The organism is Polaribacter marinus (assembly GCF_022662535.1).
Taxonomy (GTDB): Bacteria; Bacteroidota; Bacteroidia; order Flavobacteriales; family Flavobacteriaceae; genus Polaribacter; species Polaribacter marinus.
This window is the reverse complement of sequence record NZ_JAKQYM010000006.1, coordinates 180344-206118: the sequence shown is the minus strand read 5'-3', so window position 1 is coordinate 206118 and position 25775 is coordinate 180344. Positions and strand designations below refer to the sequence as shown.

Annotated in this window: 27 protein-coding genes; 4 read left to right on the top strand and 23 right to left on the bottom strand. The window is 30.2% G+C overall.

What is annotated here, in order from left to right:
* Nucleotides 1-31: 31 nt before the first annotated feature.
* The 17 genes from atpG to trxA form a co-directional block, all read right to left on the bottom strand.
* Nucleotides 32-898 (bottom strand): ATP synthase F1 subunit gamma, encoded by an 867-nt coding sequence (gene atpG, locus MC378_RS10035; protein ID WP_242178627.1) that lies wholly within the window; start codon nucleotides 896-898, stop codon nucleotides 32-34.
* 49 nt (nucleotides 899-947) lie between these two features.
* Nucleotides 948-2525 carry a F0F1 ATP synthase subunit alpha gene (atpA, locus tag MC378_RS10030; protein ID WP_242178626.1) on the bottom strand — a complete coding sequence of 526 codons (1578 nt, stop codon included), beginning with the start codon at nucleotides 2523-2525 and terminating at the stop codon, nucleotides 948-950.
* 21 nt (nucleotides 2526-2546) lie between these two features.
* Entirely contained in the window at nucleotides 2547-3104 is a 558-nt protein-coding gene (gene atpH / locus MC378_RS10025) for an ATP synthase F1 subunit delta (protein ID WP_242178625.1), read from the bottom strand.
* Nucleotides 3105-3111: 7 nt separating this feature from the next.
* The gene (locus MC378_RS10020; RefSeq protein ID WP_242178624.1) at nucleotides 3112-3612 is read right to left on the bottom strand and encodes a F0F1 ATP synthase subunit B; all 501 of its coding nucleotides are present in this window, start codon (nucleotides 3610-3612) and stop codon (nucleotides 3112-3114) included.
* Nucleotides 3613-3711: 99 nt separating this feature from the next.
* Nucleotides 3712-3900 (bottom strand): ATP synthase F0 subunit C, encoded by a 189-nt coding sequence (atpE, locus tag MC378_RS10015; RefSeq protein ID WP_013993139.1) that lies wholly within the window; start codon nucleotides 3898-3900, stop codon nucleotides 3712-3714.
* 36 nt (nucleotides 3901-3936) lie between these two features.
* A complete protein-coding gene (atpB, locus tag MC378_RS10010; RefSeq protein ID WP_242178623.1) occupies nucleotides 3937-5070 on the bottom strand; it encodes a F0F1 ATP synthase subunit A in 1134 nt (377 codons plus the stop codon).
* 80 nt (nucleotides 5071-5150) lie between these two features.
* Entirely contained in the window at nucleotides 5151-5540 is a 390-nt protein-coding gene (locus MC378_RS10005; RefSeq protein ID WP_242178622.1) for a DUF6168 family protein, read from the bottom strand.
* Nucleotides 5533-5751, bottom strand: a complete 219-nt coding sequence (locus tag MC378_RS10000) for an AtpZ/AtpI family protein (RefSeq protein ID WP_242178621.1) — start codon at nucleotides 5749-5751, stop codon at nucleotides 5533-5535. Before MC378_RS10000 ends, MC378_RS10005 begins: the two co-directional genes overlap by 8 nt.
* The gene (locus tag MC378_RS09995; RefSeq protein ID WP_242178620.1) at nucleotides 5717-6088 is read right to left on the bottom strand and encodes a bactofilin family protein; all 372 of its coding nucleotides are present in this window, start codon (nucleotides 6086-6088) and stop codon (nucleotides 5717-5719) included. Before MC378_RS09995 ends, MC378_RS10000 begins: the two co-directional genes overlap by 35 nt.
* A gap of 46 nt (nucleotides 6089-6134) precedes the next feature.
* Complete coding sequence (porW, locus tag MC378_RS09990) at nucleotides 6135-8351, bottom strand: type IX secretion system periplasmic lipoprotein PorW/SprE (RefSeq protein WP_242178619.1); 2217 nt, start codon at nucleotides 8349-8351, stop codon at nucleotides 6135-6137.
* Between the two features lie 90 nt (nucleotides 8352-8441).
* Nucleotides 8442-9137, bottom strand: coding sequence for an ABC transporter ATP-binding protein (locus tag MC378_RS09985; RefSeq protein WP_242178618.1), 696 nt, complete (start codon nucleotides 9135-9137; stop codon nucleotides 8442-8444).
* Between the two features lie 11 nt (nucleotides 9138-9148).
* Complete coding sequence (locus MC378_RS09980; protein ID WP_242178617.1) at nucleotides 9149-10615, bottom strand: DUF5687 family protein; 1467 nt, start codon at nucleotides 10613-10615, stop codon at nucleotides 9149-9151.
* A gap of 52 nt (nucleotides 10616-10667) precedes the next feature.
* Nucleotides 10668-11375, bottom strand: coding sequence for a hypothetical protein (locus MC378_RS09975; RefSeq protein WP_242178616.1), 708 nt, complete (start codon nucleotides 11373-11375; stop codon nucleotides 10668-10670).
* Nucleotides 11376-11388: 13 nt separating this feature from the next.
* Nucleotides 11389-12090 (bottom strand): hypothetical protein, encoded by a 702-nt coding sequence (locus MC378_RS09970; RefSeq protein WP_242178615.1) that lies wholly within the window; start codon nucleotides 12088-12090, stop codon nucleotides 11389-11391.
* Nucleotides 12087-12746, bottom strand: coding sequence for a hypothetical protein (locus tag MC378_RS09965; RefSeq protein ID WP_242178614.1), 660 nt, complete (start codon nucleotides 12744-12746; stop codon nucleotides 12087-12089). The genes MC378_RS09970 and MC378_RS09965 overlap by 4 nt, the downstream gene beginning before the upstream one ends.
* 1 nt (nucleotide 12747) lies before the next feature.
* Complete coding sequence (locus MC378_RS09960; protein ID WP_242178613.1) at nucleotides 12748-13086, bottom strand: PadR family transcriptional regulator; 339 nt, start codon at nucleotides 13084-13086, stop codon at nucleotides 12748-12750.
* Between the two features lie 141 nt (nucleotides 13087-13227).
* On the bottom strand, nucleotides 13228-13587 hold the full coding sequence (gene trxA, locus MC378_RS09955; protein WP_242178612.1) for a thioredoxin: 360 nt from the start codon (nucleotides 13585-13587) through the stop codon (nucleotides 13228-13230).
* A gap of 211 nt (nucleotides 13588-13798) precedes the next feature.
* On the opposite strand from trxA, the gene MC378_RS09950 reads away from it, so the two are divergent.
* Both MC378_RS09950 and MC378_RS09945 read left to right on the top strand, forming a co-directional pair.
* Nucleotides 13799-14173 carry a DoxX protein gene (locus MC378_RS09950; protein WP_242178611.1) on the top strand — a complete coding sequence of 125 codons (375 nt, stop codon included), beginning with the start codon at nucleotides 13799-13801 and terminating at the stop codon, nucleotides 14171-14173.
* A gap of 119 nt (nucleotides 14174-14292) precedes the next feature.
* The gene (locus MC378_RS09945; RefSeq protein ID WP_242178610.1) at nucleotides 14293-16356 is read left to right on the top strand and encodes a prolyl oligopeptidase family serine peptidase; all 2064 of its coding nucleotides are present in this window, start codon (nucleotides 14293-14295) and stop codon (nucleotides 16354-16356) included.
* An 8-nt stretch (nucleotides 16357-16364) separates the two neighbouring features.
* Here the strand turns inward: MC378_RS09945 and MC378_RS09940 are convergent, their stop codons facing one another.
* Nucleotides 16365-17423 carry a flavin-containing monooxygenase gene (locus MC378_RS09940; RefSeq protein WP_242178609.1) on the bottom strand — a complete coding sequence of 353 codons (1059 nt, stop codon included), beginning with the start codon at nucleotides 17421-17423 and terminating at the stop codon, nucleotides 16365-16367.
* Between the two features lie 191 nt (nucleotides 17424-17614).
* On the opposite strand from MC378_RS09940, the gene MC378_RS09935 reads away from it, so the two are divergent.
* Together MC378_RS09935 and MC378_RS09930 are read left to right on the top strand one after the other, a co-directional pair.
* Entirely contained in the window at nucleotides 17615-19690 is a 2076-nt protein-coding gene (locus MC378_RS09935; protein WP_242178608.1) for a M13 family metallopeptidase, read from the top strand.
* A 234-nt stretch (nucleotides 19691-19924) separates the two neighbouring features.
* Nucleotides 19925-20851 carry an ABC transporter ATP-binding protein gene (locus MC378_RS09930; RefSeq protein ID WP_242178607.1) on the top strand — a complete coding sequence of 309 codons (927 nt, stop codon included), beginning with the start codon at nucleotides 19925-19927 and terminating at the stop codon, nucleotides 20849-20851.
* Here MC378_RS09930 and MC378_RS09925 read toward each other — a convergent pair.
* From MC378_RS09925 to gdhA, 5 genes are all read right to left on the bottom strand, one after another.
* Complete coding sequence (locus MC378_RS09925; RefSeq protein WP_242178606.1) at nucleotides 20829-21278, bottom strand: 3-oxoacyl-ACP synthase; 450 nt, start codon at nucleotides 21276-21278, stop codon at nucleotides 20829-20831. The genes MC378_RS09930 and MC378_RS09925 overlap by 23 nt on opposite strands.
* A complete protein-coding gene (locus tag MC378_RS09920; protein ID WP_242178605.1) occupies nucleotides 21275-22381 on the bottom strand; it encodes an NAD(P)/FAD-dependent oxidoreductase in 1107 nt (368 codons plus the stop codon). Before MC378_RS09920 ends, MC378_RS09925 begins: the two co-directional genes overlap by 4 nt.
* Nucleotides 22381-23463: a DNA polymerase IV gene (gene dinB / locus MC378_RS09915; RefSeq protein WP_242178604.1), complete on the bottom strand. Its 1083-nt coding sequence runs from the start codon at nucleotides 23461-23463 to the stop codon at nucleotides 22381-22383. The genes MC378_RS09920 and dinB overlap by 1 nt, the downstream gene beginning before the upstream one ends.
* A 30-nt stretch (nucleotides 23464-23493) precedes the next feature.
* Nucleotides 23494-24333: an alpha/beta hydrolase family protein gene (locus MC378_RS09910; RefSeq protein ID WP_242178603.1), complete on the bottom strand. Its 840-nt coding sequence runs from the start codon at nucleotides 24331-24333 to the stop codon at nucleotides 23494-23496.
* A 68-nt stretch (nucleotides 24334-24401) separates the two neighbouring features.
* Nucleotides 24402-25739: an NADP-specific glutamate dehydrogenase gene (gene gdhA, locus MC378_RS09905; RefSeq protein WP_242178602.1), complete on the bottom strand. Its 1338-nt coding sequence runs from the start codon at nucleotides 25737-25739 to the stop codon at nucleotides 24402-24404.
* Nucleotides 25740-25775: the final 36 nt, after the last annotated feature.

The window sequence follows — 25775 nt, the reverse complement described above, 5'->3', positions numbered from 1 at the left end:
GTTCGCTTTTTTTAATTATATAACGTTTGTCTTAGTTGTTAAGAGCTTCTGCTCCACCAACAATTTCTAAAATTTCATTGGTAATTGCAGCTTGACGCGCTTTGTTATATGTTAATAACAACTCATCTCTTAAATCGGTTGCGTTGTCTGTTGCCTTATGCATTGCAGTCATACGCGCTCCATGTTCTGAAGCAAAACTATCTCTTATAGATTTGTATAGTTGAGTTTTTAAAGATTTTGGAATTAAAGCTTCAACAATTTCTTCTTTTGATGGTTCAAAAATATAATCAGAATTTACTGCTGCTTCATCCCCACCTTCAATAGGTTTAATAGGTAAAAATTGCTCTACTTGAGGAATTTGCGTTGCTGCATTTTTAAATTGATTATAAATTACTTCAATTTTATCGTAGGTCCCTTCTGCAAATAAACTCATTAACTTTTCTGCAACCGCAGCTACATTATCAAAAGTTAAGTCATCATAAATATCGTTTCTTGTCGCTACAATATTAAATTGTTTCGATAAAACATCACCACCTTTTTTTCCGATAGCAAATAAATCTACTTCTACATTACTGTATTTTTCTTTTACAGTTTTGATAACCTCTTTAGTGATAGATGAATTGAAACCACCACACAAACCTCTATTAGATGTAATAACAACTATTAAAACTTTAGAGACTTCTCTTTGTGTTGAATATACTCCACCTGTATCACCATCTAAAGTTGCACTTAAATTTTGCAACAATTCAGTTAATTTAGAAGAATAAGGTCTCATTGCTACAATAGCATCTTGCGCCTTTTTCAACTTTGCAGCAGATACCATTTTCATGGCAGATGTAATCTGCATTGTTGATTTAATAGAGGTAATTCTATTACGTATTTCTTTTAAGTTTGCCATTCTATTGGTGTTTTGTTATTCCTACTTACGTGGGAATGACAACTATTTTTTAAGCAAAATGTTTTGAGATTTCTTCTGCAGCTGCTTCTAATGTAGCTGTAACTTCTGGTGTTAATTTACCAGACTTTAAAATATCTAAAGTATCTCTATGTTTTGCGTTTAAGTAATCGATATAATCTCTTTCGAATTTTCTTACTTGATTTACAGGAACACTTTTTAACAAGTTTTTAGAACCTGCATAAATAATTGCTATCTGATCTTCTACTGGGTAAGGATCGTTTTGAGCTTGTTTCAAAATTTCAACATTACGTTGTCCTTTAGAAATCACGTTCATTGTAGCTGCATCTAAATCTGAACCAAATTTAGCAAACGCTTCTAATTCACGATACTGAGCTTGATCTAACTTTAAAGTACCAGATACTTTTTTCATTGATTTAATCTGAGCGTTACCACCAACACGAGATACAGAGATACCTACGTTAATTGCTGGACGAACACCAGAGTTAAATAAATCTCCATCTAAGAAAATTTGTCCATCTGTAATCGAAATTACGTTTGTTGGAATATATGCTGAAACGTCTCCTGCTTGTGTTTCAATAATTGGCAATGCAGTTAAAGAACCTCCACCTTTTACAATTCCTTTTAAAGAATCTGGTAAATCGTTCATTTCACTTGCAATTTTGTCATCATTAATAACTTTTGCAGCACGTTCTAATAATCTTGAGTGTAAGTAAAATACATCACCAGGATATGCCTCACGTCCTGGAGGTCTTCTTAATAATAAAGAAATCTCACGGTATGCAACTGCTTGTTTAGATAAATCATCAAAAACAATTAAAGCTGGTCTACCAGTATCTCTAAAAAACTCTCCAATTGCAGCTCCAGCAAATGGTGCATAAACTTGCATTGCTGCAGGGTCTGATGCGTTTGCAGCAACAATAGTAGTATAAGCCATTGCGCCTTTTTCTTCTAACATGTTTGCAATTGCTGCAACAGTAGAAGCTTTTTGACCAATAGCAACGTATATACAAAATACTGGTTCACCAGCATCGAAAAATTCTTTTTGATTTAAAATCGTATCAATAGCAACTGTAGATTTACCAGTTTGACGGTCTCCAATAATTAACTCACGTTGACCTCTACCAACCGGAATCATTGCATCAATAGATTTAATACCCGTTTGTAAAGGTTCTGTAACTGGTTCTCTAAAAATAACTCCAGGAGCTCTACGTTCTAAAGGCATTTCGTAAGTTGTACCTGTAATTGGTCCTTTACCATCAATTGGGTTTCCTAAAGTATCGACAACTCTTCCTACAATTCCTTCTCCTGCTCTTAAAGAAGCAATACGTTCTGTACGTTTTACCGTAGAACCTTCTTTAATTGAAGTAGAAGCACCTAATAATACAACACCTGCATTATCTTCTTCTAAGTTTAATACGATACCTTCCAATCCGTTTTCGAATTCTACCAACTCACCATATTGAACATTAGAAAGACCGTAAACACGAGCAATACCATCTCCTACTTGTAAAACAGTTCCTACTTCATTTAATGTAGCTTTCGCTTCAAAATTTGTTAACTGTTGTTTTAAAATTGCTGATACTTCAGCTGGTTTAATACTTGCCATCTTTTATAATTTGATGTATTATTAAATTTTTGGAATGTAATGACTATTGTCAAATTCCTTTTTCAATTCGTTTAAATAATTAGAGATACTTGCATCATATTGCACATCTCCTACACGTAATATAAATCCTCCTAAAATAGATTCATTTACAACGTTTACTAAATTTGCTTTTTCTCCTGTAAGCGCTATAATTTTAGCTAAAACGGCTTTTTCCACTTCTTCAGTTAAAGGAACAGCTGTTGTAACTTTAGCTTCTTGCATGTGATTATCAAAAGCATAGATTATTGCATATTGTTTTGCAATAGAACCTAGCATAGCGATTCTTTTATTACTTTCTAATAAGTGAAATAAGCCAAGAGAAATATTGTTTATCTTTCCTTCAAATATAGCGTTTAAAACGTTTATTTTATCAGAAGATTTTACAATAGGGCTTCTTAACATTACTTCAAATTCATCATTTTCAGAAATGGTAGTAGCAATAAATAGCATATCATCATTTACCGCAGCTTCTTCTTTAGAATCTTTAGCAAGGTTTAAGATTGCTTTTGCATAACGTAATGCTGCTCTTGCGTCTTTCATGCTTAATTTAGTTTAAAGTAACATCTTTTAAGAGCCCTTCAACTAATTCTAGTTGATCTTTCTTATTAGATAATTCTTTTTTAATTACTGATTCTGCGATACCAATAGATAATTCGGCAACGTTTTTCTTTATTTCTGCTAAAGCTGCTTGTTTTTCTTGTTGAATAGAAGCTTGTGCTTTTTCGATAAGTGCTGAAGTTACTTCTTTTGCATCTTCTTTTGCTTCTGCAATCATATTATCTCTAATATCTCTTGCTTCTTTCATCATTGCATCTCTTTCTGCTCTTGCTTCTTTTACTAATCTTTCGTTATCTGCTTGAAGGTTTTGCATTTCTTTACGAGCATTTTCTGCTGATGCCAATGCATTTTCTATTCCAGATTCTCTTTCTTCTAAAGAGTTTAAAATTGGTTTCCAAGCAAATTTCACCATTAAAGCAATTAATGCTAATAGTAAGATTGTTGATACTACAAATAACCCTGGTGAAAAATCGTTTAATAAAGTTTCCATTCTATAAACTAATTATTTTTTTTGTTTTTTTTTGTTTAATTTTAAAAATAGGTTCTGTAACCAACCGTTACAGAACGCTATTTCTTGTTTTTGTCTGGATTATTTTCCTAAGAATAATGCACCAAATGCTAAACCTTCTAATAATGCAGCGATAATAATCATTGCTGTTTGAATTTTTCCAGTTGCTTCTGGTTGTCTAGCAATACCTTCCATTGCTTTTCCACCAATTTGACCTAAACCAATTCCTGCTCCGATTACGATTAATCCTGCTCCAATTAAATTGTACATAATAAATGTATTTATATTAAATTAAACAAATTTGTATTAATGATGCTCAGGCTCTGCTACTGCCATACCAATAAATAATGCCGAAAGCATTGTAAAGATATACGCTTGTAAAAAAGCTACTAAGACCTCAATTAATGTTATAAAAAATGATAATACTAACGACAACCCTGTTGCTCCAACAACCCCTAAAGATTCTTTAAGTGTAAACATAATTGCTATTAAACTCATTACCACAATATGACCTGCTGATATGTTTGCGAACAAACGTACTAATAATGAAAATGGTTTAATTATTAATGCTCCAGCTAATTCTATAATTGCTAAAACTGGTCTAATTAAAACAGGAACACCCGGCATCCACAACATGTGCATCCAATAGTCCTTATTTCCACTTACTGTATAAATTACTAATGTAAAGATAGCCAAACAAGCTGTTACTGCTAATTGACCAGTAACGTTAAATCCTAAAGGAGTTAACCCTACTAAATTTAAAACCCAAATAAAGAAAAACACCGTTAATAAATATCCTGTAAATTTTCTATAGTGTTTATCACCAATATTTGGTCTTGCAATTTCATCTCGCACATATAAAACTAAAGGTTCTAAAACTCTAGCAAAACCTGTTGGCACTTGTTTTGTTTTATATTGTTTTGCCAATCTAGAAAACCAAAACAACAACAAGAAACCTATAAGTAAAATTCCTACAACACTTTTAGTAATAGAAAAATCTAATACTTTGTGTGCGTTTGTTGCATGATGATCTTTATCAAAAGAAACTGTTGCAGCTCCTTTTTCTAATTCAAAAATCTTTGAATGAATTTTTGCGAATTTTAACCCTTTCTTTTCTACGATTACGTGTCCGTCATCATTATGATGAAACTCTGATGACATAAAAGTCACCAAACCTTCACTTGTCCAAATGATGATTGGCAAAGAAAAACCAACATGTTTTCTTTCACCTGCATCATTTGTATATGACCAAAAAGAGAAATCATGAGAATCTTTGATGTGATGTAAGATATAAGCATCTACTTCACTTTTCGTATTTACACGTCCGCCATCATTTTGGTCGTCGTGTTTTTTGTCTGTACCAGAAGCAAAACCATTAGCCGTAAAAACCGCTATGAGTGCTATTGTAAGAAATTTGATTGTTTTTTGTGCAATCTTCATTGTAAAAATACGCTTTCTAAATTCGGCGCAAAGGTACATAATAATTCATAACTTCAAACCCTTTTTTAAGGTATTTTTATTTATTCCTTTTGATTCAGTATTCTGGCTACAAAAAAAGTCTCTGTTAATAAAAAAAGTATCATAGGAATGAATAGCGATATTTGAGACATTTGAGACAAGCTTTCTTCTGTAAAGAGAGGTTGGTAAAAGATTGCGCAAAAAAGAATAATTTTAAAAAAGAGAGTTCCTAAATAGATAAAACCAAGTTGTTCAAAGATTTTATCAACAGTTGAAAATAGTTGAAAATTTATACAAATCAACAACGAAAACCCCAAGTGAAATAAGTAGACTTTTTTTAATGAAAAAGGTAAGATTACAGCTTGTTTTTCTATGTAACTTTCATGTAAATAAAAACTAATAAAAAACAACGTAAAAAACGTCAAAGAACAAAAAAAAATACTTCTAATCATTAATTTTATTGGCTTGTTTAATTAGTGAGTACATTGCTAAAAAAATAGCGAATAAGGTAATTGTTTGGGTTAAAAAAGAGGTTTCAAATTTTTTGTCGAGCCATTCTCCTAACAAAAAGCCTAAATAAATTGTTAGGCCCATTTGCAATCCTGCACCAGAGAGTTGTAATGCTTTATTAAGCGGTTTTTTCTGAGGCTTTTTGTTGTTCATTTTTTTGGTTAAGTTCCTTAATGGCTCCTTTCATTGAGCAAGTAGCATTAAATGTTGCTCCTGGTTCTACAGATAATTTTCCAATAGTAACATCACCAGAAATATGAGCAGAAGCTTTTACCGTCAGCGTTTTAGTAACTAACATTTGACCAGAAAACTTACCTTCTATATCTGCGTTTGCTGCCTCTATATTTCCTTTTATAAAACCTTCGGCACCAATAATTACGCGACCATTTGTTTTTAAAGTTCCTTCTAAAGTTCCATCAATTCTAAAATCCCCTTCAGATTTAATATCACCAACAATGACTGTGTTTTTTGCAATTACGTTTCTTTCCATAATCTTGTTTTTTTCTACCTTCTTGTCTTTACTACCAAACATTTTATTACTTACTTAATTGTTTTACAATCTCTTTTGCTTTTTTTCCTTCTTCTGTATTTCCATAACTAACAGCTACGTATTCTAATGCAATTTTATATGCTTGTTTGTTTTTATACTTCCCAATAGCATACGCTTTTAAGAGTTCGAATTTAGGGATTAATTCTGAATTAGGGATTGTTGCAACTATCTCATCTATTTTAGCAATAGTTTCTTTAAATTTATTCTCTTTAAATAAGTAATAAACTTCTTTGTATTTTTCTTCTACCTCATTTACAGCAACGTCTTCTTCAATTTTTTTATTTGGATTTAGAATTACTTGTGCAAATTTTGTGTTTGCATATTTAGTAAGAATTAGGTTTTTGTGTTTGTCTGATTTTTGTGTTTCTCCTAAACTCTTATAAATTTGATAGAGGTGCCAATTAATTGGTAATTCTAATTTTATGTCTGGGTTTAAAGAGGCCACTCTTTCTAGTCTCTGTATTGCTAACTCAGGATTTTTAAATTGTTCTTTATAAATTAATCCCAATTCATATAAAGCAGCATTTCTTGATGTTTTTAAACTATCTAAAGTTTTTGTTTTTGTTGGAATACTTGCTAAATAATATTCTAAATTATAGCGTAGATCTTTTTGCACTACTTGTGTAGAATCTGTATTTAAAGAATTCTTTCTTGATTTGGCAGACCATCTCCAATCATCTTCTAAAATTCTATCTCCCCAGATTTTTTGAAACTCTGTTTTTCCAAAATTTAAAGATTGTGAATTGTAGAAATACCATTTTCCTTTGTTGTTAGATTGCAAAGAATTTACACCAAAAGACCCTCCAAAAGCAGCTTGATTCAACCTTAACTGTGCTGCTTCTTTATCTGCTTTTTTAAGTGCTTCAATATGTGTTTCAAAAAAAGTTTTTTGAGCTTCTTTAGGTAACGAAGCAATTCTTATAATACTATCATTAGTAGTTACAATTTTTTCAAAATTAATTAAAGAGGCTAAGTTTTTATGTTTTCTTTTTACACGTCTAATTCTTAAATCTAAACTATCTTTAGATACTTGTAAAACACTATCATAAAAAGCACTTGCAAGAAGATACTCATTCTTTTTAAAATATAGATTTCCTAAATTTTCATAGGTAAATGTTTTTTGTTTGTCTCCTCCGTTTTTAGCTCTAAGAGATTTGTTATAATTGTTTATAGCAAGTTTAATACTATCATTGTTTTCGTGTAAAACAGCTGTTTGATAATATAACTCATCTAAATAAGGTCTGTTGTCTCTGTTTTTTATTAGCTTTTGCATTCTTTCTAATAAAGTGGTAGTAGAAGAATCCTTAGAAAAATTTCTTGCCAATTCTATATTTGCATGAATTTTATATTTATAAGGTGCTTTTCTAAATTTTGTTAGCTTATTAAAAATATAAACAGCAGAATCTTTTTTATTTTCACCGCTATAAATCTGACCTAAAACAAATAAATTTCTAGCTCCTTGTTCTCTGTTTTTTAAAGTTCTAGTTGCTAAATGTAGGTGTTTTTTTGCTTTTTGTAAACTATCTGATTTGACATAAGCCATAGCCATAGCAGTATGCGCTTGTTCTTTTATTTCATCTGGTAAATCGGCCTCTAAAGTATCTTTAATTACCAATAGTAATTTCATAGACTCTATTGCTGTTTCTTCGTTGTCTATTCTAATATTAGCTTTTGCTCTCCAAATTTTTGTTTCTGCAATTAAATTTGCATTTGGGTAATTTGCAATAACATAATTAAAAGCTTCTATGGCCGGAATAAAACGTTGAGAATAGTAACGAGATTTACCTAATAATAAATACGCATCATCTATTTGTCTGTTCCGTTCTATTCCGTTAATATTCATACCGTGTTTCTGTATTGCTTTTACAGCTTTTTCCTCAGCTCTTTCAAAGGTGGTAAGTTCTTTTGCTTCTTCTTTCGTATCACTTCCAAAACCTGCACCAGGTCCCATAGTTGGTATTATAATTTTGTCCTCATCAAACTCTATTGGCTCTATAGGTATTTGCTTAAACCAATCTTCATTATAATTATTATTGACCTCTTCTATACCTTTTTTAAAGGCTTCTTCACCATTAAAAAGAACATTATATTTTGTAGTGATTGCATGGAAATTTCTACTAACAACAGTGTCTTTTCTTGTGCTACAAGAAAGAATTACTGCAAATACAGTTAAAAGAAAAATGGTTTTTTTGATGTATTTCATAAAATTTAAAAACTCTTATTTAAAACTAATTTCTTAACAAAATAGTATAAATAAGAGTGTAAAAATAGTAATAAATTAAGAATAGAGTAGTTATACTGCAAAATAGCTTTCTAATTCTTTTAAAGTTTCTGATGATGTAACTATATCTTTTACCACATTTCCTTTATCTAGAACAACAATTCTTTCGCAAACTTCGGTTACGTGTGTAAGATCGTGACTAGAAATAAGCACAGTAATGTCTCTGTTTTCGGTTAAGGTTTTTATAATAGTTTTTAATCTTATTTGTGTTGTAGGATCTAAGTTTGCAAAAGGTTCGTCTAAAATTACAACCTGTGGATTCCCCATCATTGCAGCAACAATACCTGCTTTTTTCTGATTTCCTTTACTTAAATCTCTTAAATATTTTTTCTTACCAACAATTTCACCATTAAAAAACTCATCAAATTGACCAATAAATTTTGCAATATCGGCTTTATTCATGCCGCGTAAATCGCCTATAAATTCGAAATATTCTTCAGCTGTTAAATAACCAATTAAAAAAGATTCATCAATAAAAGAACCTGTAAAACTTTTCCAGTCTTCACTTGTATTTACCACAATATTGTTATTCGTAATAGTACCAGTTGTTGGTCTTATTAAATCTAATAAAATATTAAAGTAAGTTGTTTTTCCTGCTCCATTATTACCTACTAAACCAAAACTTTGTCCTGTTGGTATTTCTAATGAATCTATATGCAATACCTCTGCGTTTCCGTATTTTTTTGAAAGTTGCGTAGTTTGTATCATTGTTTTGTGTATTAGTTTTCTTGTTTAAATGCGTGAATCATTACATATTTGTTTGCAATGTATTTTTTGGTGATGGCTGCCATTAATTTTTTATGTAAAGCAATACCAATAAAACCTAAAACTGCCAAAGTTAATGTTGCAATTTCAAAACTTACTAACCAGTTTATTAATGCGAACATTCCCATTGGTAAAATCATTAAAGGCAAACCTATTATCCATTGTACAGCTCCTGTTCCTTGAAAATTAAAAGCGGCTTTTTCATCTAAATTTATCTTTTTTCTGTTGAAAGTTCCTCCGTATAAAATTACGTGTGTATTTATACCAACATTATAAATCATAGCAGCAAAATGTACTAATAAAACTTTCCACCCAAAGAAAACATAAGGAATTCCTAACACAAAAAGCGCCACAACACTAATGCTCATAATTGTAAATTTTGATTTTAAATAACGTTCATATTTAAAATTCTGACTCATTAACATATTATAATAACTACTATCCCAAGCAGGAATAAATTGCCCAAAATTGATTAAGAATGTTCCTGTTGAAAAAATTCCTACTAAAACATACATAAAATCCATACTTGCATAAACTGGGTTTGGATAAAAGAATAAACCATATAGTAAACCTACTGCAACCATCCAAATAGAAGATTTTGTACGTTTATTTCTCCACATTAAGCGTAAATCGTTTTTTATAAATGGCGCAACATCTCCTAATTTTTCTGTCCAAGATAAATCTGATGCATTTGCTTCTTTTACTTTAGTAGCAATAGCTTCATCTAAATACACCTGATTTTTTAACTGCTTATAATTTAGGAAGTATAAAACAGCCAATAAAACAACACCTAATAAACTATAAATTGGATTTTGATAAACAAAATAGAAACCTTGCCCTATAAATCCTGCTAAATTAAAAACATCATAACGTTGTACTAAAAAGCCACCCAATAAAATTAGCGCTAAAACCCACAGTGCAATGTTGTTTTTGTTGATTAAGAAATTTAAAAAATTGGCAGACTGAATTAATAAAATCATTAAGAATAACCAACCTAAAACACCTGCAGTTGCATAGCCTTCATTTATTAAAACGAAAGAAAACGGAATGTAAAAAAACAAGCTCATGATATTAAAAAATGAGACAGAAGATTTCGCTAAAATAAAATGTACAATCTTGTTCTTTTTTATAGGCAAAACCAATAACGGTTTAATATTCATTATTGGTAAATTTTGCATTAGATATCTAAAAATTAGATCGCCGGTAATTGCAAAAAGCAAATAACTGTTTACTAAAATTAAAGGATCTTGAGTAGGGAATTGCTCTTTTAATATATAATAGCCTCCAAAACCTAAAATTCCAAACATTAATATAAAGTACAAGGCAAAAAAGCCTAATAATATTTTTACCCCAATACTTTTTCCAAAAGAGGCGGAACGAAAAAATTGTTTCCATTCTAAGTTTAAAAAGTGTGAAATCATAAGTTTAGTAAATTAGTTTGATTGGTTATAAGTAGTTTAAAAATTGACTTTGTTACAAATTATTAACCATTTTATATTCTGGATAGGTTTCTTCTAGCAATTCTTGTGCTTTTTGCGGAATTAAATACCCTGTAACATAAAACAAAAGAATTACACAGGTTATAGAAAATGAAATTAACAATAACCAATAAATCCCCAAAGTGCTAAATGGAACTTTTACCAAGTTTATGGAGTTAAATATATTGATGAAAGCAAAACCAGAAAACCCTTGTCTTGTATCTCCAATCATACTTTCTAATAAGAAAATTTTCTCCTTTTTTTGTTCCTTTTTTTTATGTTTTTTCTTAGATTTTGTTTGTTTTATTAAATCGAAACTCACTAAAATAAAAAGAGCTCCTAACAAAATATATTCTGAATACTGTATTTGTAGCACCACAAAAAGTGATACAAATATACTTACCGTAGTTACTACTTTTGGAAACGTAAACCATTCTCTAAAAAAACGCCACAAAATTTTCCAATACCGTTTATTCATTTGTTTTTGTTTGGCTTCTATAACATCCATAAAACCAAAAATGCCAAATTTTTTAAAGGAAGTATCTCTTGCGTCTTCAAAAGTTAAATTTGGTTTCTCTTCCCAAATTTCTTCAATATCGTTTGCTAAATGATCTACTAATTCCGTTTGTACATCGTAAAAATAAACGTAATGTTTTCTGGTAAATTTGTAGAGACTATCTATCTGATTTTCTGTTAATTTCATCTAAAAAATAAAGTTAAGATAATTTAAATTCTGGGTAGGTTTCTGCTAATAACTCTGTTGCTTTTTTAGGGATAACCACTATCGAAATATAACTCATAATTATAAAAAATGTAATTACGAAAACAGATAAAACACTTCTAAAAAGACCCATTTCAGAAAATGCTATAGAGGAATTTGGCAATAAAAATTCAACTGTATAAAAAGCAAATAACCCAATGCTCCCAAAACCTTGTGTTTGTATAATACTTTCAAAAAGCCATCTTCTTTTAGTTATTTGCTGCTTTTTTTGCTGCTTTTTTCTATTTAACAATACTGTTATTAACTGAATTATAAAAACACCAAATATTACTGAAAGGTAAATTTCATACGCATTTTCTAAGCTTTGTATTTCATAAAAAACAAACAGTAACCCAAAAGTGAGTGCTATTTTTGGTAATTGAAACCATTCTTTCATAAACTTTAAAATAAGCTTAAAATACTTTTTGGTCATTTGCGATTCTTTAGATTGTACAACATCCATAAAACCAAAAACACCAAATTTTTTAAAAGATATATCTCGCGCCTCCTCAAAACTTAAACTTGGGTTTTCTTTACAAATACTTTCTATATCGTTTGCTAAATGATCTACCAATTCCGTTTGTACATCATAATATTCTACATAATGTTTTCTTGTAAACTTGTAGAGTTCTTCTATCTGTATTTTTGTGAGTTTCATGAATATGAAATTTTATATTTTTTGATAGCATCTTTATGTTTTTTATAAAAATAAAAGCAGATATAAGTTACTGCAAAACCTGCTAAAAGAAAACCTGTAAAAATAGGATTCATTTCTCCTTTATCATTAAAATGCTTTCCTGATAACAGAGGAATAATTAAAAAAACAACACCTAAATACTGCGTTCTTAAAATAAAACTATAGGTTGTTTTTACTTTTGATTTAAAAACTTTTACAATAATATAAATTAGGTATATTAAAAATATTACAGATAATGTATTTAGAAGTGTATCAAAATAATCGATTGTGTTTATAGAAAAAGTAAACGAAAATTTCTTTAAAATTATAAGAGGTAAAAAGTACGCCGTTAAATACAAAAAGTAAAATGGTTTAAAAATTTTAACTGCTTTTTTTACAACAATTTTAGATTCTGAATACAATAAACCAAAGTAAAAACTAGACGAATCTTTAAAATGTTTATCCCATTTTAAAACAGTTGCTTTAAAAGCATTATCAAAAGAAAAACCTTTATCGATAAAACTTTCAATATCAGAAATTAAATGATCTAAAATCTCCAGTTTTAAATCTATAAAATCAAAACTTTTGTTATCTAGATAGTTTTCTACTTGCTGAACTTGTTCGTTTGTTAATTCCATATTACTCCAAACTTAATTTAGGGTTTACCAAATGTTGCATCGTTTTTAAAAACTCTTGCATCTCTTCCAACTTGTTGGCAGTTTCTTTGCTGCCACTTTCAGTAAGTTTATAATATTTTCTGAGTCTGTTACCAACTTTTGCAATCTCTACATCTAACAAACCATCGGCTTCTAACTTATGCAGCGCAGGATACAACGCACCTTCGGTAATCTTTAATTCGCCTTTGGTTAATTCTTTTACTTTTTGGGTAATTTCATAACCATACATTTTATCATTCGTTTCTAATAATTTTAAAATGATGGTTTGTAAAGAACCTTTATATAATTTTTGATTTCCCATGTTGTAAATATATACATAATTTTCTTATGTATAAAACACTTATGTATTCTTTTTGTGAGCAAAAAAATCCCGAAAAATATATTTCCGGGATTTGTAAAATTATAAAAAAAAGAATCCTGCCTGAGCGGGAATGCTAAAATTTTATTTGGCCACTTTTAATACATCTGCAATAATACGTTCTAATTCCGCTTTTGGTAAAGCACCGTTTGCCATTTGTGGTTGTCCTTTTGCAGGACAAAATAACATAGACGGAATACTTCTAATTCCGAAAGCTGCAGATAGCTCTTGTTCTGCTTCGGTGTCTATTTTATAAATGTCTATTTTGTCTTTATATTCTTCAGATAATTCTTCTAAAATAGGCGCAATCATTTTACAAGGCCCACACCAATCTGCATAAAAATCTATTAAAGCAGGTTTATCTCCTTTAAACTTCCATTCTTGGTTTTCTTCAAAATTAAAAACCTTTTCTAAAAAGGTTTCTTTTGTTAAATTTTCTGTCATAATAATATGTTTTTCTAAACAACATTAAGATTGTCTTAATGTGTCTTTCCTATAAAAATAGGAGTCTATTTTTTCTTTTCCAACTTAGAAAAGATTTCACAAAAATAGTCGTTTTTTATGAGCTTAAATTACAAAACAAAAATCTTTCTTTTTGTATTAAATAATTTTGTATCTTTTAACCATAACTAATTACTAATTAACTATTTACATTATGAATTCTACTATAACAACAATTGCTCGCTATTTATTAGGAATAGCCATGTTGGTTTTTGGAGCCAATAAATTTTTACATTTTATGCCTCAACCAGAATTGTCAGAAGCAGCTGGTACCTTTATGGGAGCATTAGATGGAAGTGGATATATTTTTCCTATTCTAGGAATTATATATATAATTGCAGGTTTGTGTTTGGTATTAAACAAAGCAGTGCCTTTTGCACTAATAATGTTAGTACCCGTTTCAATTAACATTATGGCATTTCATCTAACTTTTGATGTTGCAAATATTGCAGGAGCTGCCGTGGTAACAATTCTAAACATCTTATTAATCTATGCATATTGGGATCGTTTTAAAACTCTTTTCAAATAAAGAAATTTTAAATTCTATTAAAACCTCATACACTTTAAATGTATGAGGTTTTTTTATACAAACTTACATTGGATGTATTATTTTAGTGTCTTGTAAAGAGAAGTGATAAAAAATATTTAATGTATCCAAAAACAAATAAAAAACCCGTTGTAGATTCTTATTTCGGAACCGAAATAATAGACAATTACCGATGGTTAGAAGATGATAAAAGTCAAGAAACAAAGGCTTGGGTAAAAGCAGAAAACGAAGTTACTTTTAAATATTTAGAGCAAATTCCGTACAGAAAACAATTAAAAGATCGTTTGTCTGAATTATGGAATTACGAAAAAATAGGAACTCCTTTTATAGAGGGAGATTATACTTATTTTTCTAAAAATGATGGATTGCAAAATCAAAGTGTAATTTATAGAACAAAAGACAATTCTGATGCTGAAGTTTTTTTAGATCCTAATACGTTTTCTAAAGACGGAACAACTTCTTTAGGTGCTTTAAGTTTTTCTGAAGATGGAAAAACATTGGCGTATTCTATTTCAGAAGGTGGTTCTGATTGGCGTAAAATAATTATTATGGATGCCGAATCTAAAACCATCAAAGAAGATACCTTAGTAGATGTAAAATTCTCTGGAATTTCTTGGTACAAAAACGAAGGATTTTACTATTCTAGCTACGATAAGCCTAAAGGAAGCGAGCTTTCTGCAAAAACAGATCAACACAAATTATACTACCATAAATTAGGAACTTCTCAAAAAGAAGATGCTGTAATTTTTGGTGGAATTCCAGAAGAAAAACACAGATATATTGGCGGTTATGTAACAGAAGATAATCGTTTTTTAGTAGTTACTACACAAATTTCTACTTCTGGAAATAAATTATTTATCAAAGATTTATCTGAAGAAAATAGTACGTTAAAACCAATAATAGAAACGGTAGAAAGTGACACGTATATAATTGCTAATAAAGAAAATAAATTGTTTTTAGTTACCAATTTAAATGCACCAAATAAAAAAGTAGTTACAGTAGATTTTGCAAATCCTACGCAAGAAAATTGGCAAGATTTTATACTTGAAACAGAAAACGTTTTAAGTATTTCTAAAGGCGCAAATTATTTGTTTGCACATTATATGGTTGATGCTGTTTCTAAAGTTTTACAATATGATTTTGACGGTAAATTAATTAGAGAAATCAATTTACCCGGAATTGGTTCTGTTGGAGGCTTTAGTGGAAAAATAGATGCCAAAGATTTGTATTTTTCTTTTACCAATTATAATACACCTACTTCATCTTATAAATTTAATCCAAAAGACGGAACGTATGTTTCGTACTGGAAACCTTCAATTGCATATAATGCAGAAGACTATGTGAGCAATCAGGTTTTTTATACCTCTAAAGATGGTACAAAAGTACCTATGATTATTACCCATAAAAAAGGAATTGAGCTTAACGGTAAAAATCCAACTATTTTATATGGTTACGGAGGTTTTAATATCAGTTTAACGCCTTCTTTTAGTATTGCAAACGTAATTTGGATGGAACAGGGCGGAATTTACGCAGTTGCTAATTTAAGAGGCGGAGGTGAATATGGAAAAAAATGGCACAATGCAGGAACTCAATTAAAAAAACAAAATGTTTTTGACGATTTTATTGAGGCTGCCCAGTTTTTAATTAATAAAAAATATACTTCTTCAGAATTTTTAGCAATTCGAGGAGGCTCAAATGGCGGACTTTTAGTCGGTGCAATTATGACTCAAAAACCATCATTAGCAAAAGTAGCATTACCTGCAGTTGGTGTTTTAGACATGTTGCGTTATCATACCTTTACTGCTGGCGCAGGGTGGGCCTACGATTACGGAACAGCGGAAGACAGTAAAGAAATGTTTGAATATTTAAGAGGATATTCACCAGTACACAATGTTAAAAAAAGAACAAGATATCCTGCCACCATGATAACTACTGGAGATCATGATGATAGAGTTGTGCCAGCACACAGTTTTAAATTTGCTGCAGAATTACAAGAAAAACAATCAGGAGAAAATCCTACTTTAATAAGAATAGAAACCAACGCGGGGCATGGAGCCGGAACTCCTGTAGCAAAAACAATTGAGCAATACGCAGATATTTTTGGATTTACTTTGTTTAATATGGGCTTTAAACAATTACCTAATTCGCCAAAGGCGAAAAATTAAATAGATGATTAATCTATTTCTTTTTTAATTGTTTTTTTAAAAATATATTTCTTTAAATACTTTGCGTCTTTTTTTACACCTCCTAAAGTAGCAGAACCTCTAGTGTATAACCAAGGAAGTCCTAAAAAGTACAAGCCTTCTATATCACTAACACCTCTGTAATTTTTTGGGTACTGACTTTCATCTAATTCAATACCATCAATCCAATTAAAATTAGGTTTAAACCCTGTTGCCCAAACAATATTTTTAATATCTGAAATATTTTGTTTTTCAAAAATGATGCATTCTTTATTTGCATCCAAGGTTCTCCCCACACAAATAACATTCTTTTTTTTGAACAACCTTTTTACATCTGTGCCAATAACAGGTTGCCCGCTTTTACTTATTTTTTTTCCAATCCAAGAATATTTGTTTGCCGTTAAAAAACCAACTTTACGAAACCACCACCAAAGGGTTTTGCCTAAAAATTCCTGTGGAAGTGAAACAATATTTGTATTCCCTGAAAAATAAACAAGTTTATTAGTTTTAGAAATTTCATTTAAAATTTGCACTCCCGAGTCGCCTGCTCCTACAACTAATGTTGCGCCTTCTTGTAGTTGATTAGGGCTTTTATAATGCTCACTATGAATCTGAAAGATATTTTTAGCTATTTTTATATGACAACTCGGTGTAAAAGGTTTGTGAAAAGGCCCCGTTGCTATAATCACATTTTTTGCTTCAAATGTTTTTGTTTTACTTTTTAAACTAAAAACTCCCTTTTCTTTTTTTAAAGAAGTAACCTTATGATTAAACGCAACAGGAATATTAAATTTAGATACATAAGATTTTAAATAATCTGCCACTTCAAACTTATTTGCATAATGTCCTTTTTTATACGGAAATTTCATCCCAGGCAAATTATTAAATTCAGAAGGAGTAAATAATTTTAAAGAATCCCATCTTTTTAACCATGGGGCACCAATTTCAGAATTTGCATCAACTAATAAATAATTTACATTGTGCTTATTTAAATAGTAAGCGATAGCTAAACCAGATTGACCCGCTCCAATAATTATAAAATCCTTCATATATCATTTTAAAATACAAAACTAGTATATTTAAAAGACCTTTACTTAAATTAGTTAAGAAACAAAATCAAAAGAATTCTATTTTTAAATTTACTTATATTTGATATTAATTTTAACCTTAAGAAAATCTTAATTGAAACTGTAACAATTTTAAAATTAAGACACTAATAACTAAATCTAATTTATAAATAATGAAAACATTTAAAAAAGTATTTTTTGTATCAGCAATCGCTTCTTTAGGAATTGTTGCTTGTAAACAAGAAAAGCCAAAAGAAAAAACGCCTGGTATTGCCCTAGAAAACATGGATAAAACCGTAAAACCTACGGATGATTTTTTTAGACATGTAAACGGTGCTTGGTTAGACAAAACAGAAATTCCAGACGATCAAACTTCTTGGGGTGGTTTTAATCAACTTCGCAAAAAAACAGATGCAGATGTTTTAGAAATTCTTAATACCGCAATTAAAGAAAGAGATTTTCCAAAAGTAAAAGATGCTAAAGGAAATGAAATAGATTCAGATCAAGAAAAAGCGGTAAACTATTACGAAACAATAATGGATACTGTTGCTAGAAACAAACAAGGAAAAGCACCAGTAATGCCTTACTTAACAAAAGTAGATGAAATTAAAACCAAAAAAGATATAGAAACCTATTTAACAAACATGGCACCTTATGGTGGTGGTGGTTTTTATGGTTTTGGTGTTTTTAACGATTTAAAAAACAGCAGCCAATATGCTGGATATATGAGTTCTGGAGGGTTAGGTTTGTCTAGAGATTATTATGTAGATGCTAAAGTAAAAGACAAGTTAGAAAAATACCAAGAGTTTGTGGCAAAAATGTTGCAAGAATTTGGTGATGATGCAGCTACAGCTAAAAAGAATGCAGCTACTATTGTTGCTTTAGAAACTAGTTTAGCAGAACCAATGATGACAAAAGAGGAAAGTAGAGATATACGTAAACTTTACAACCCTATGACTGTTGCTGAATTACAAAAATTAGCTCCCTCTATAGATTGGGCAGCTCATTTAGAAGGTGTAGGTGTAAAAGATATTGAAACCGTAATTGTTACTGACCCAAATTATTTTAAAGCAATGAGTGATATCTTTGCAAAACGTTCTGTTGCAGATATTAAATTATTATTACGTTGGAATACTATTAACGGTGCATTAAGTACACTTTCTACAGATTTAGAAACTGCTAATTGGGAGTTTTATAGCAAAGAAATGCAAGGAGCAAAAAAACAACGCGCAAGAGATGAACGCGCTTTAGGAAGCTTAAACGGTGCTGTTGGTGAAGCTTTAGGAAAACTATATGTAGAAAAAATGTTTCCACCAGAAGCAAAAAAGAAAGCCAAAGAAATGATTGATAATGTAATGCTTGGTTTTGAGGCCAGAATTGCACAATTACCTTGGATGAGTGAAGTAACTAAAGAAAAAGCTTTAGAAAAACTACACAAATTAACCGTTAAAATTGCTTATCCAGATGTTTGGAAAGATTATTCAGAATTACAAGTAAAAGGATTAGAAGAAGGGGGTTCTTATTTTGAAAATGCAATTAATGTTACCAAATGGAACTACAATAAAAACATGGCAAAATTAGGAAAAGAAGTAGATAGAACAGAATGGGGAATGTCTCCTCAAACTGTAAACGCTTACTTTAATCCTGTAAATAATGAAATCGTTTTTCCTGCTGCTATTTTACAACCACCTTTTTATGATTACAAAGCAGATGAAGCTGTAAATTATGGTGGAATTGGTGCGGTTATTGGTCATGAAATCTCACATAGTTTCGATGATTCTGGCGCTCGTTTTGACGGTGATGGAAACCTTAAAAACTGGTGGACAAAAGAAGATTCTGAAAAATTTGCAGTAGTAGGTGATAAATTAGTAAAACAATACAGCGACATTATTGCTATTGATAGTATGCATTTAAATGGAAAATATACCTTAGGAGAAAATATTGGTGATTTAGGTGGTGTACAAGCTGCTTTTGAAGGATTACAAATTTTCTTAAAGAAAAATGGAAGACCTGCTGATATTGATGGTTATACGCCAGAACAACGTTTTTTCCTTTCTTGGGGAACTATTTGGAGAACCAAAATGCGTGATGAGGCTCTTAAAAACTTAATCATGACCAATACACACTCTCCTGGAATGTATAGAGCCTACATGCCTCTTAAAAATGTAGATGCTTTCTACAAAGCTTTTGATGTTAAAGAAGGTGATAAAATGTATTTAAAACCAGAAGACAGAGTAAGAATTTGGTAAGGTCATAAATCTTTTTTTGAGGTTCTCTTTATGAAAATCAAACACTAAAACTTAAATTAAAAACCGATGCAAAAGTATCGGTTTTTTTTTGCCGTTACCACAAGGGTCACGCTTTTCGCACTCGTTTTTTTGCTCTTCAAAAAAGAGCTTAAACAAATACTTCAATCGTTAACGCAAACATACTTACCTGTTTTTTGCCGCAACGAATCAATTTAGAAGTCTTATTTTTGCAAAATGCTAAAGGTCAAAACAATTTCTTTCTCTTATCACAAAAATAAACCTGTTTTAAAAGATATTAATTTTTCTTTACAACAAGGAGAACACTTATGTATAATGGGAGAAAGTGGTTGTGGTAAATCAACTCTTTTAAAAATAATTTACGGTTTATTAGATCTGCAAAAGGGTGAAATTTTCTGGAATAAAAATCGAGTTTTAGGTCCAAAACACTATTTAGTTCCTGGAATGGATTTCTTTAAATATGTGGCCCAAGATTTTGATTTGATGCCTTATACTTCCGTGTCAGAAAACATCAAAAAATTCTTGTCACGTTTTTATCCCAAAGAAAGTGAAAAACGTACACAAGAATTATTAGACGTAATAGAAATGACAGCTTTTAGAAATACAAAAGTTAAAAATTTAAGTGGAGGTCAAAAACAACGTGTGGCAATAGCTAGAGCACTTGCAAAAGAACCAGAACTATTATTACTTGACGAACCTTTTGGACAAATAGATAACTTTAAAAAGAACTCTTTGAGAAGAAATTTATTTAGCTATTTAAAAGAAAAAAATATTGCGTGTATTGTGGCTACTCACGATAAAGATGATGCTCTTTCTTTTGCTGATAAACTACTCGTAATTCGTAATAAAAAAATCATTGCAAATGCAACTCCTAAAGAAATATACAACGCTCCAAAAGAAAAATATGTTGCCTCTTTATTTGATGACGTTAACGAAATTACAATCAACAATAAAAAACATTTAGTATATCCTCATCAACTAAAAATGGTTGAAAAACCTGAATTAAAAGCAACCGTTTTAAATTCTTTTTTTAAAGGTTCTTATTGGTTGGTTGAAGCTGTTCTTGATGAGCAAAAAGTATTTTTTAATTCTTCTTCTGATTTACAAAAAGGTGAAAAAATTAATTTATTAATTGAATTATAAATTCGACACTATTAAAAGAAATTTTATCTTTTTCTTGCCTTCCTAATAACATTTTTCCGATTGGTGAAGAAACAGAAACCGCAAAATAATTCTTGCCCTCTACTGTTAATTTTCCTGCACTGACACTTAAAAAATAGTTGGCTTTATTGGTAAAGACAACACTTCCTAAATGTGCTTTTTTTGATGCTTTAGAAATATCAATCTTAGCCAAAATTTCTTTCATTTGAACAATTCCCGCAAGTTGTTGACCTGCTTTTTCCATTTCTAATTGCAACATTGCTCTACCTGTTTCATGCTTATCTCCTGCTGAACTTTTGGTTTCAGATTGCAGTGCATTCTGGTTAGATGTAATAATTTTGTCAATTGTTTGTAAACGATTATTTACATAGTTTTGACATTGTATAAAAAGTGCTTGTTTTATATTCATAACAAATCTGCTAATTCTTTTCCCACCAAACTACCTATAGCAATTCCCATTCCTCCTAATCTTACACCACAAAATACATTATTAGAAAGTTGTTTTACAATTGCCTTTTTTTGATTTCCTACTCCCATAATTCCACTCCATCTTTGGTCTATTTTAAAATTTGTGTTGGGTAAAATGATTTCTTTTAATATTCTTTCTAATTCATTTTGAATAATTGCTGTCTGACCAAAATGAGTAGTTTCTTCTGTTTTAAAATCGAGATTTCTTCCACCACCAAATAAAATTCTATCATCAATATTTCTAAAATAATAATAGCCTTTATCTAGATGAAATGTTCCTTTTATCTGTAAATTCTTTATGGGTTCAGTAATAATAACTTGGGCTCTAGCGGGTTTGATATTTTCATCTAAAAGTTGTCCCGCAAAACCATTGGTTGTTATTAGTAATTTTTTAGTGTAAAAATCTGATATATTAGTTTTTATATTTACTTTTTTATCTCCCTCAATAAAACTCTCTACGGTAATATTATTCAATATTTTTACACCTATATTCTGTACTTTTTTAAGCAAATGTGAAATCATTTTTCCGGTATCAATTTGTCCCTCAAAATTGTTTACAATATATTTTTGATGTACTTTTTGAAAACCAAAATTATTCTTAGAGGTAGAAAAAACATCATTTTTAAAAATCGGGTTTAACAACTGATTAATTTCTTCTTTTTTAGAAATACATTCATTAAAAAAAGTTGGATCTTGAAACAATTCAAACCCTTTGTTTTGCTGAAAATCAATGTTTTTATCGCCTAAATTCTCACGTAACAAACCTAAGCCTTTCCAACGTTTTTCTACTAAATTAAAAACCTCTTGTGTTGTGTGTGCGTGTAAATCGTCAATGATTTCTGATAAACTTCCAAAGCAAGCAAATCCTGCGTTTTTAGTACTTGCTCCTTGAGGCAACATTCCTTTTTCAAGAATTAAAACATTAGATTTTGGATGCTCTTTCTTAAGCTCTAAGGCACAGTTTAAACCTACAATTCCACTACCAACAATCGTAAAATCGATGTTAGAAAACCATTCTTTTATTTCCCAATAACTATAATTCATTAAAAATCAAATTGTAATTGTACCCAAAAAGGTTCTTTTGTTTCTGTATTTAAATTTGCAAAAGAAAGCCCCAATAAACGCACAGAGTTTTGCAACTTTTCTTGAAATAATAATTTTTTTACTACAGGGAAAAATTCGCGTTTTGTTTGCATAAAATTTGTGGTAGTTTTACTTCTTGTCTGTTGCGTAAAATCTGAATATTTAATTTTTAAAGTAATGGTTTTTCCTTTTGTATCAGATTTTTTCATACGTCTTTCCAGTTCATCTGCAATTTTTTCTAAACGTTCTAGCATAAAAATTTCTGAAGAAATATTTTCATCAAATGTTCTTTCTGCAGCAATCGACTTTCTAATTCGATCTGGTTTTACTTTACTATTATGAATACCGCGAACAATATTGTAATAATGAACCCCAGATTTACCGAACAATTGTACCAATTCTTCCAATGATTTTTTCTTTAAATCGTTGCCCACAAAAATGCCTAAATTATACATTTTAGCTGCGGTAACTTTACCAACTCCATAAAATTTATTGACTGGTAAATCTTCCAAAAACTGAATAACTTCTTCTGGATGAACTGTTTTTTGTCCATTAGGTTTGTTAATATCTGAAGCAACTTTGGCAATAAACTTATTTATAGAAATTCCTGCAGAAGCCCGTAAGCCAGTTTCATCAAAAATACGTAGCCTAATTTCTCTAGCAATATCATTTGCAGATGGGTTGCCTTTTTTGTTTTCTGTAACATCTAAATAAGCTTCGTCTAAAGAAAGTGGTTCTACTAAATCGGTATACTCGTAAAATATTTCTCTAATCTGTTTTGATATTTCTTTATAACGATCAAAATCACTATTTACAAAGATTAAATGCGGACATTTTTGTCTAGCTAAAGTACCGCTCATTGCAGATTTTACACCAAATTTACGCGCTTCATAACTTGCTGCAGAAATAACACCTCTTCTTCCTTCTCCTCCAACAGCAATTGCTTTTCCTCTTAATTCCGGATTATCTAACGCTGCTACAGATGCATAAAAAGCATCCATATCTACATGTATAATTTTTCGAAAAGGAGGTTGTAATTCCATCTTTCGAAAATACGGAATTTGAGTTGAATATTATTTCAAAAAATCAATACAAATTTGTGTGACTTTTTCTAATTCTTTAGATAAAACTTCTTTTTTCCATGGATGAGCAGTATTAAAAACATGATTTGCATTTTCTATGATTTTAAACTCACTTTTAGGGTTCCATAGATGTAGTTTTTTCGCTTCGCTGATTGCTACAGAAGTATCATTATCACCATGAATTATTAACTGAGGAATCTTTAGATTTTCCGTTGCTTTTTGAATATTTAAACGATTTTCATTTCTAATAAAATCTTCATAAAATTGATAAAAGTGAGGCATTTCTTGATGATTTCGTCCATTTTTCACATAATAAACACCCTTTTCTTTCCATTTTTGAAAAGCTTCTTTTTTTGGAAATCGTGTTTTATAATTTGAAACTCCAGCCAAAGTAATTACTTTTTTTATACACTTTTCTTCATTCGATTTTAGCAAAACTATTCCACCTCCACGAGAATGCCCAATTAAAGAAATCGTTTCTAAATCAACTTCATTTTTAAAATCTTTATTTGTAGAAATCCAATCTATAACAGTCCCTAAATCATCTAATTCTTTTGTATAATTGTTGTTACCAAAAGCTTTTAAATCTGGAAAATCTATTGGATTTTCTGAGGTTCCTCCATTATGAGAAAAGTTAAACTTTATAAAGAAAAATCCTGCTTTAGCAAAAGTTTGAGCCATACTATTCCAAGCTCCCCAATCTTTAAACCCTTTATAACCATGACAAAAAATGATCACTTTTTTAGGCTGATGAGTTTCTTTATAAATAACATCAACTAAGATGGGTTTGTGATGTTTGCCTTGTAAAATTATATTCTTAGTCATTTTCATAATATCAAAAATAAAAAAAACGCATCAAAATTGATGCGCTTCTTAATTCTATTTATTAAAGAATACTATTAAATTACTCCTTGATCTAACATTGAATCGGCTACTTTAATAAAACCGGCAATATTTGCTCCTTTTACATAGTTTATATAACCATCTTCTTCTGTTCCAAATTTTAAACAAGAAACATGTATAGAATGCATTATTTGATGCAATTTAACGTCTACTTCTTCTTTAGTCCAATTGATTTTCATTGCATTTTGAGACATTTCTAATCCAGAAACTCCTACTCCACCTGCATTAACGGCTTTCCCTGGTGCGTATAAAATTTTGGCTTTATGAAACTCATGAATGGCTTCTGGAGTACAACCCATATTAGAAACCTCTGCTACATATTGTACACCATTTGCAATTAATTTTTCTGCATCTTCACCGTTTAACTCATTTTGAGTTGCACAAGGCATTGCAATATCACATTTTACTCCCCAAGGTTTTTCATTTGGATAAAAGGTAGCTTCCGGAAACTCATCGGCATACGGAGAAACAATATCATTATTACTTGCTCTTAATTGTAACAAGTAACTTATTTTATCATTATCTAACCCTTTTTCATCATAAATATATCCATCAGGACCAGAAATGGTAACTACTTTTCCGCCTAATTCTGTAATTTTTAAAGCAACACCCCAAGTTACATTTCCAAAACCGGAAAGTGCAATTATTTTACCTTTAAAATCATCATTTTTAGTTTCTAACATTTCTTTTGTAAAGTAAACGCCTCCAAAACCAGTTGCTTCTGGTCTAATTAAGCTTCCTCCCCAATTTAAACCTTTACCAGTAAAAACACCTGAGTTTTCTTGTTGTAATTTTTTATACATACCATACATAAACCCAATTTCTCTAGCTCCTGTTCCAATATCTCCAGCAGGTACATCTGTACTTGGGCCAATAAACCTCCATAATTCTAACATGAACGCTTGACAAAAACGCATGATTTCTGTATCTGATTTTCCTTTTGGATTAAAATCTGAACCTCCTTTTGCACCACCCATTGGTAATGTGGTTAAGGCATTTTTAAATATTTGTTCAAACCCTAAAAACTTTAAGATGCTTAAATTTACACTTGGATGTAATCGAATACCTCCTTTGTAAGGGCCAATAGCGTTATTAAATTGTATTCTGTGACCTAAATTTACATGAACATTTCCTGAATCATCAATCCAAGAAATTCTAAAAGTAAAAATGCGATCTGGTTCTACTAAACGTTCAATAACTTTTGCCGATTCGTATTGAGGATTTTCATTATAAATCGTTTCAATAGATTCTAAAACTTCTTTAACAGCCTGTAAATATTCCTTTTCATTAGGATGTTTTGTTTCTAGGTTTGTTAAAATTTCTTTGACATTCATATTAATATAATTAACAACTATTTTATAGTATAATTT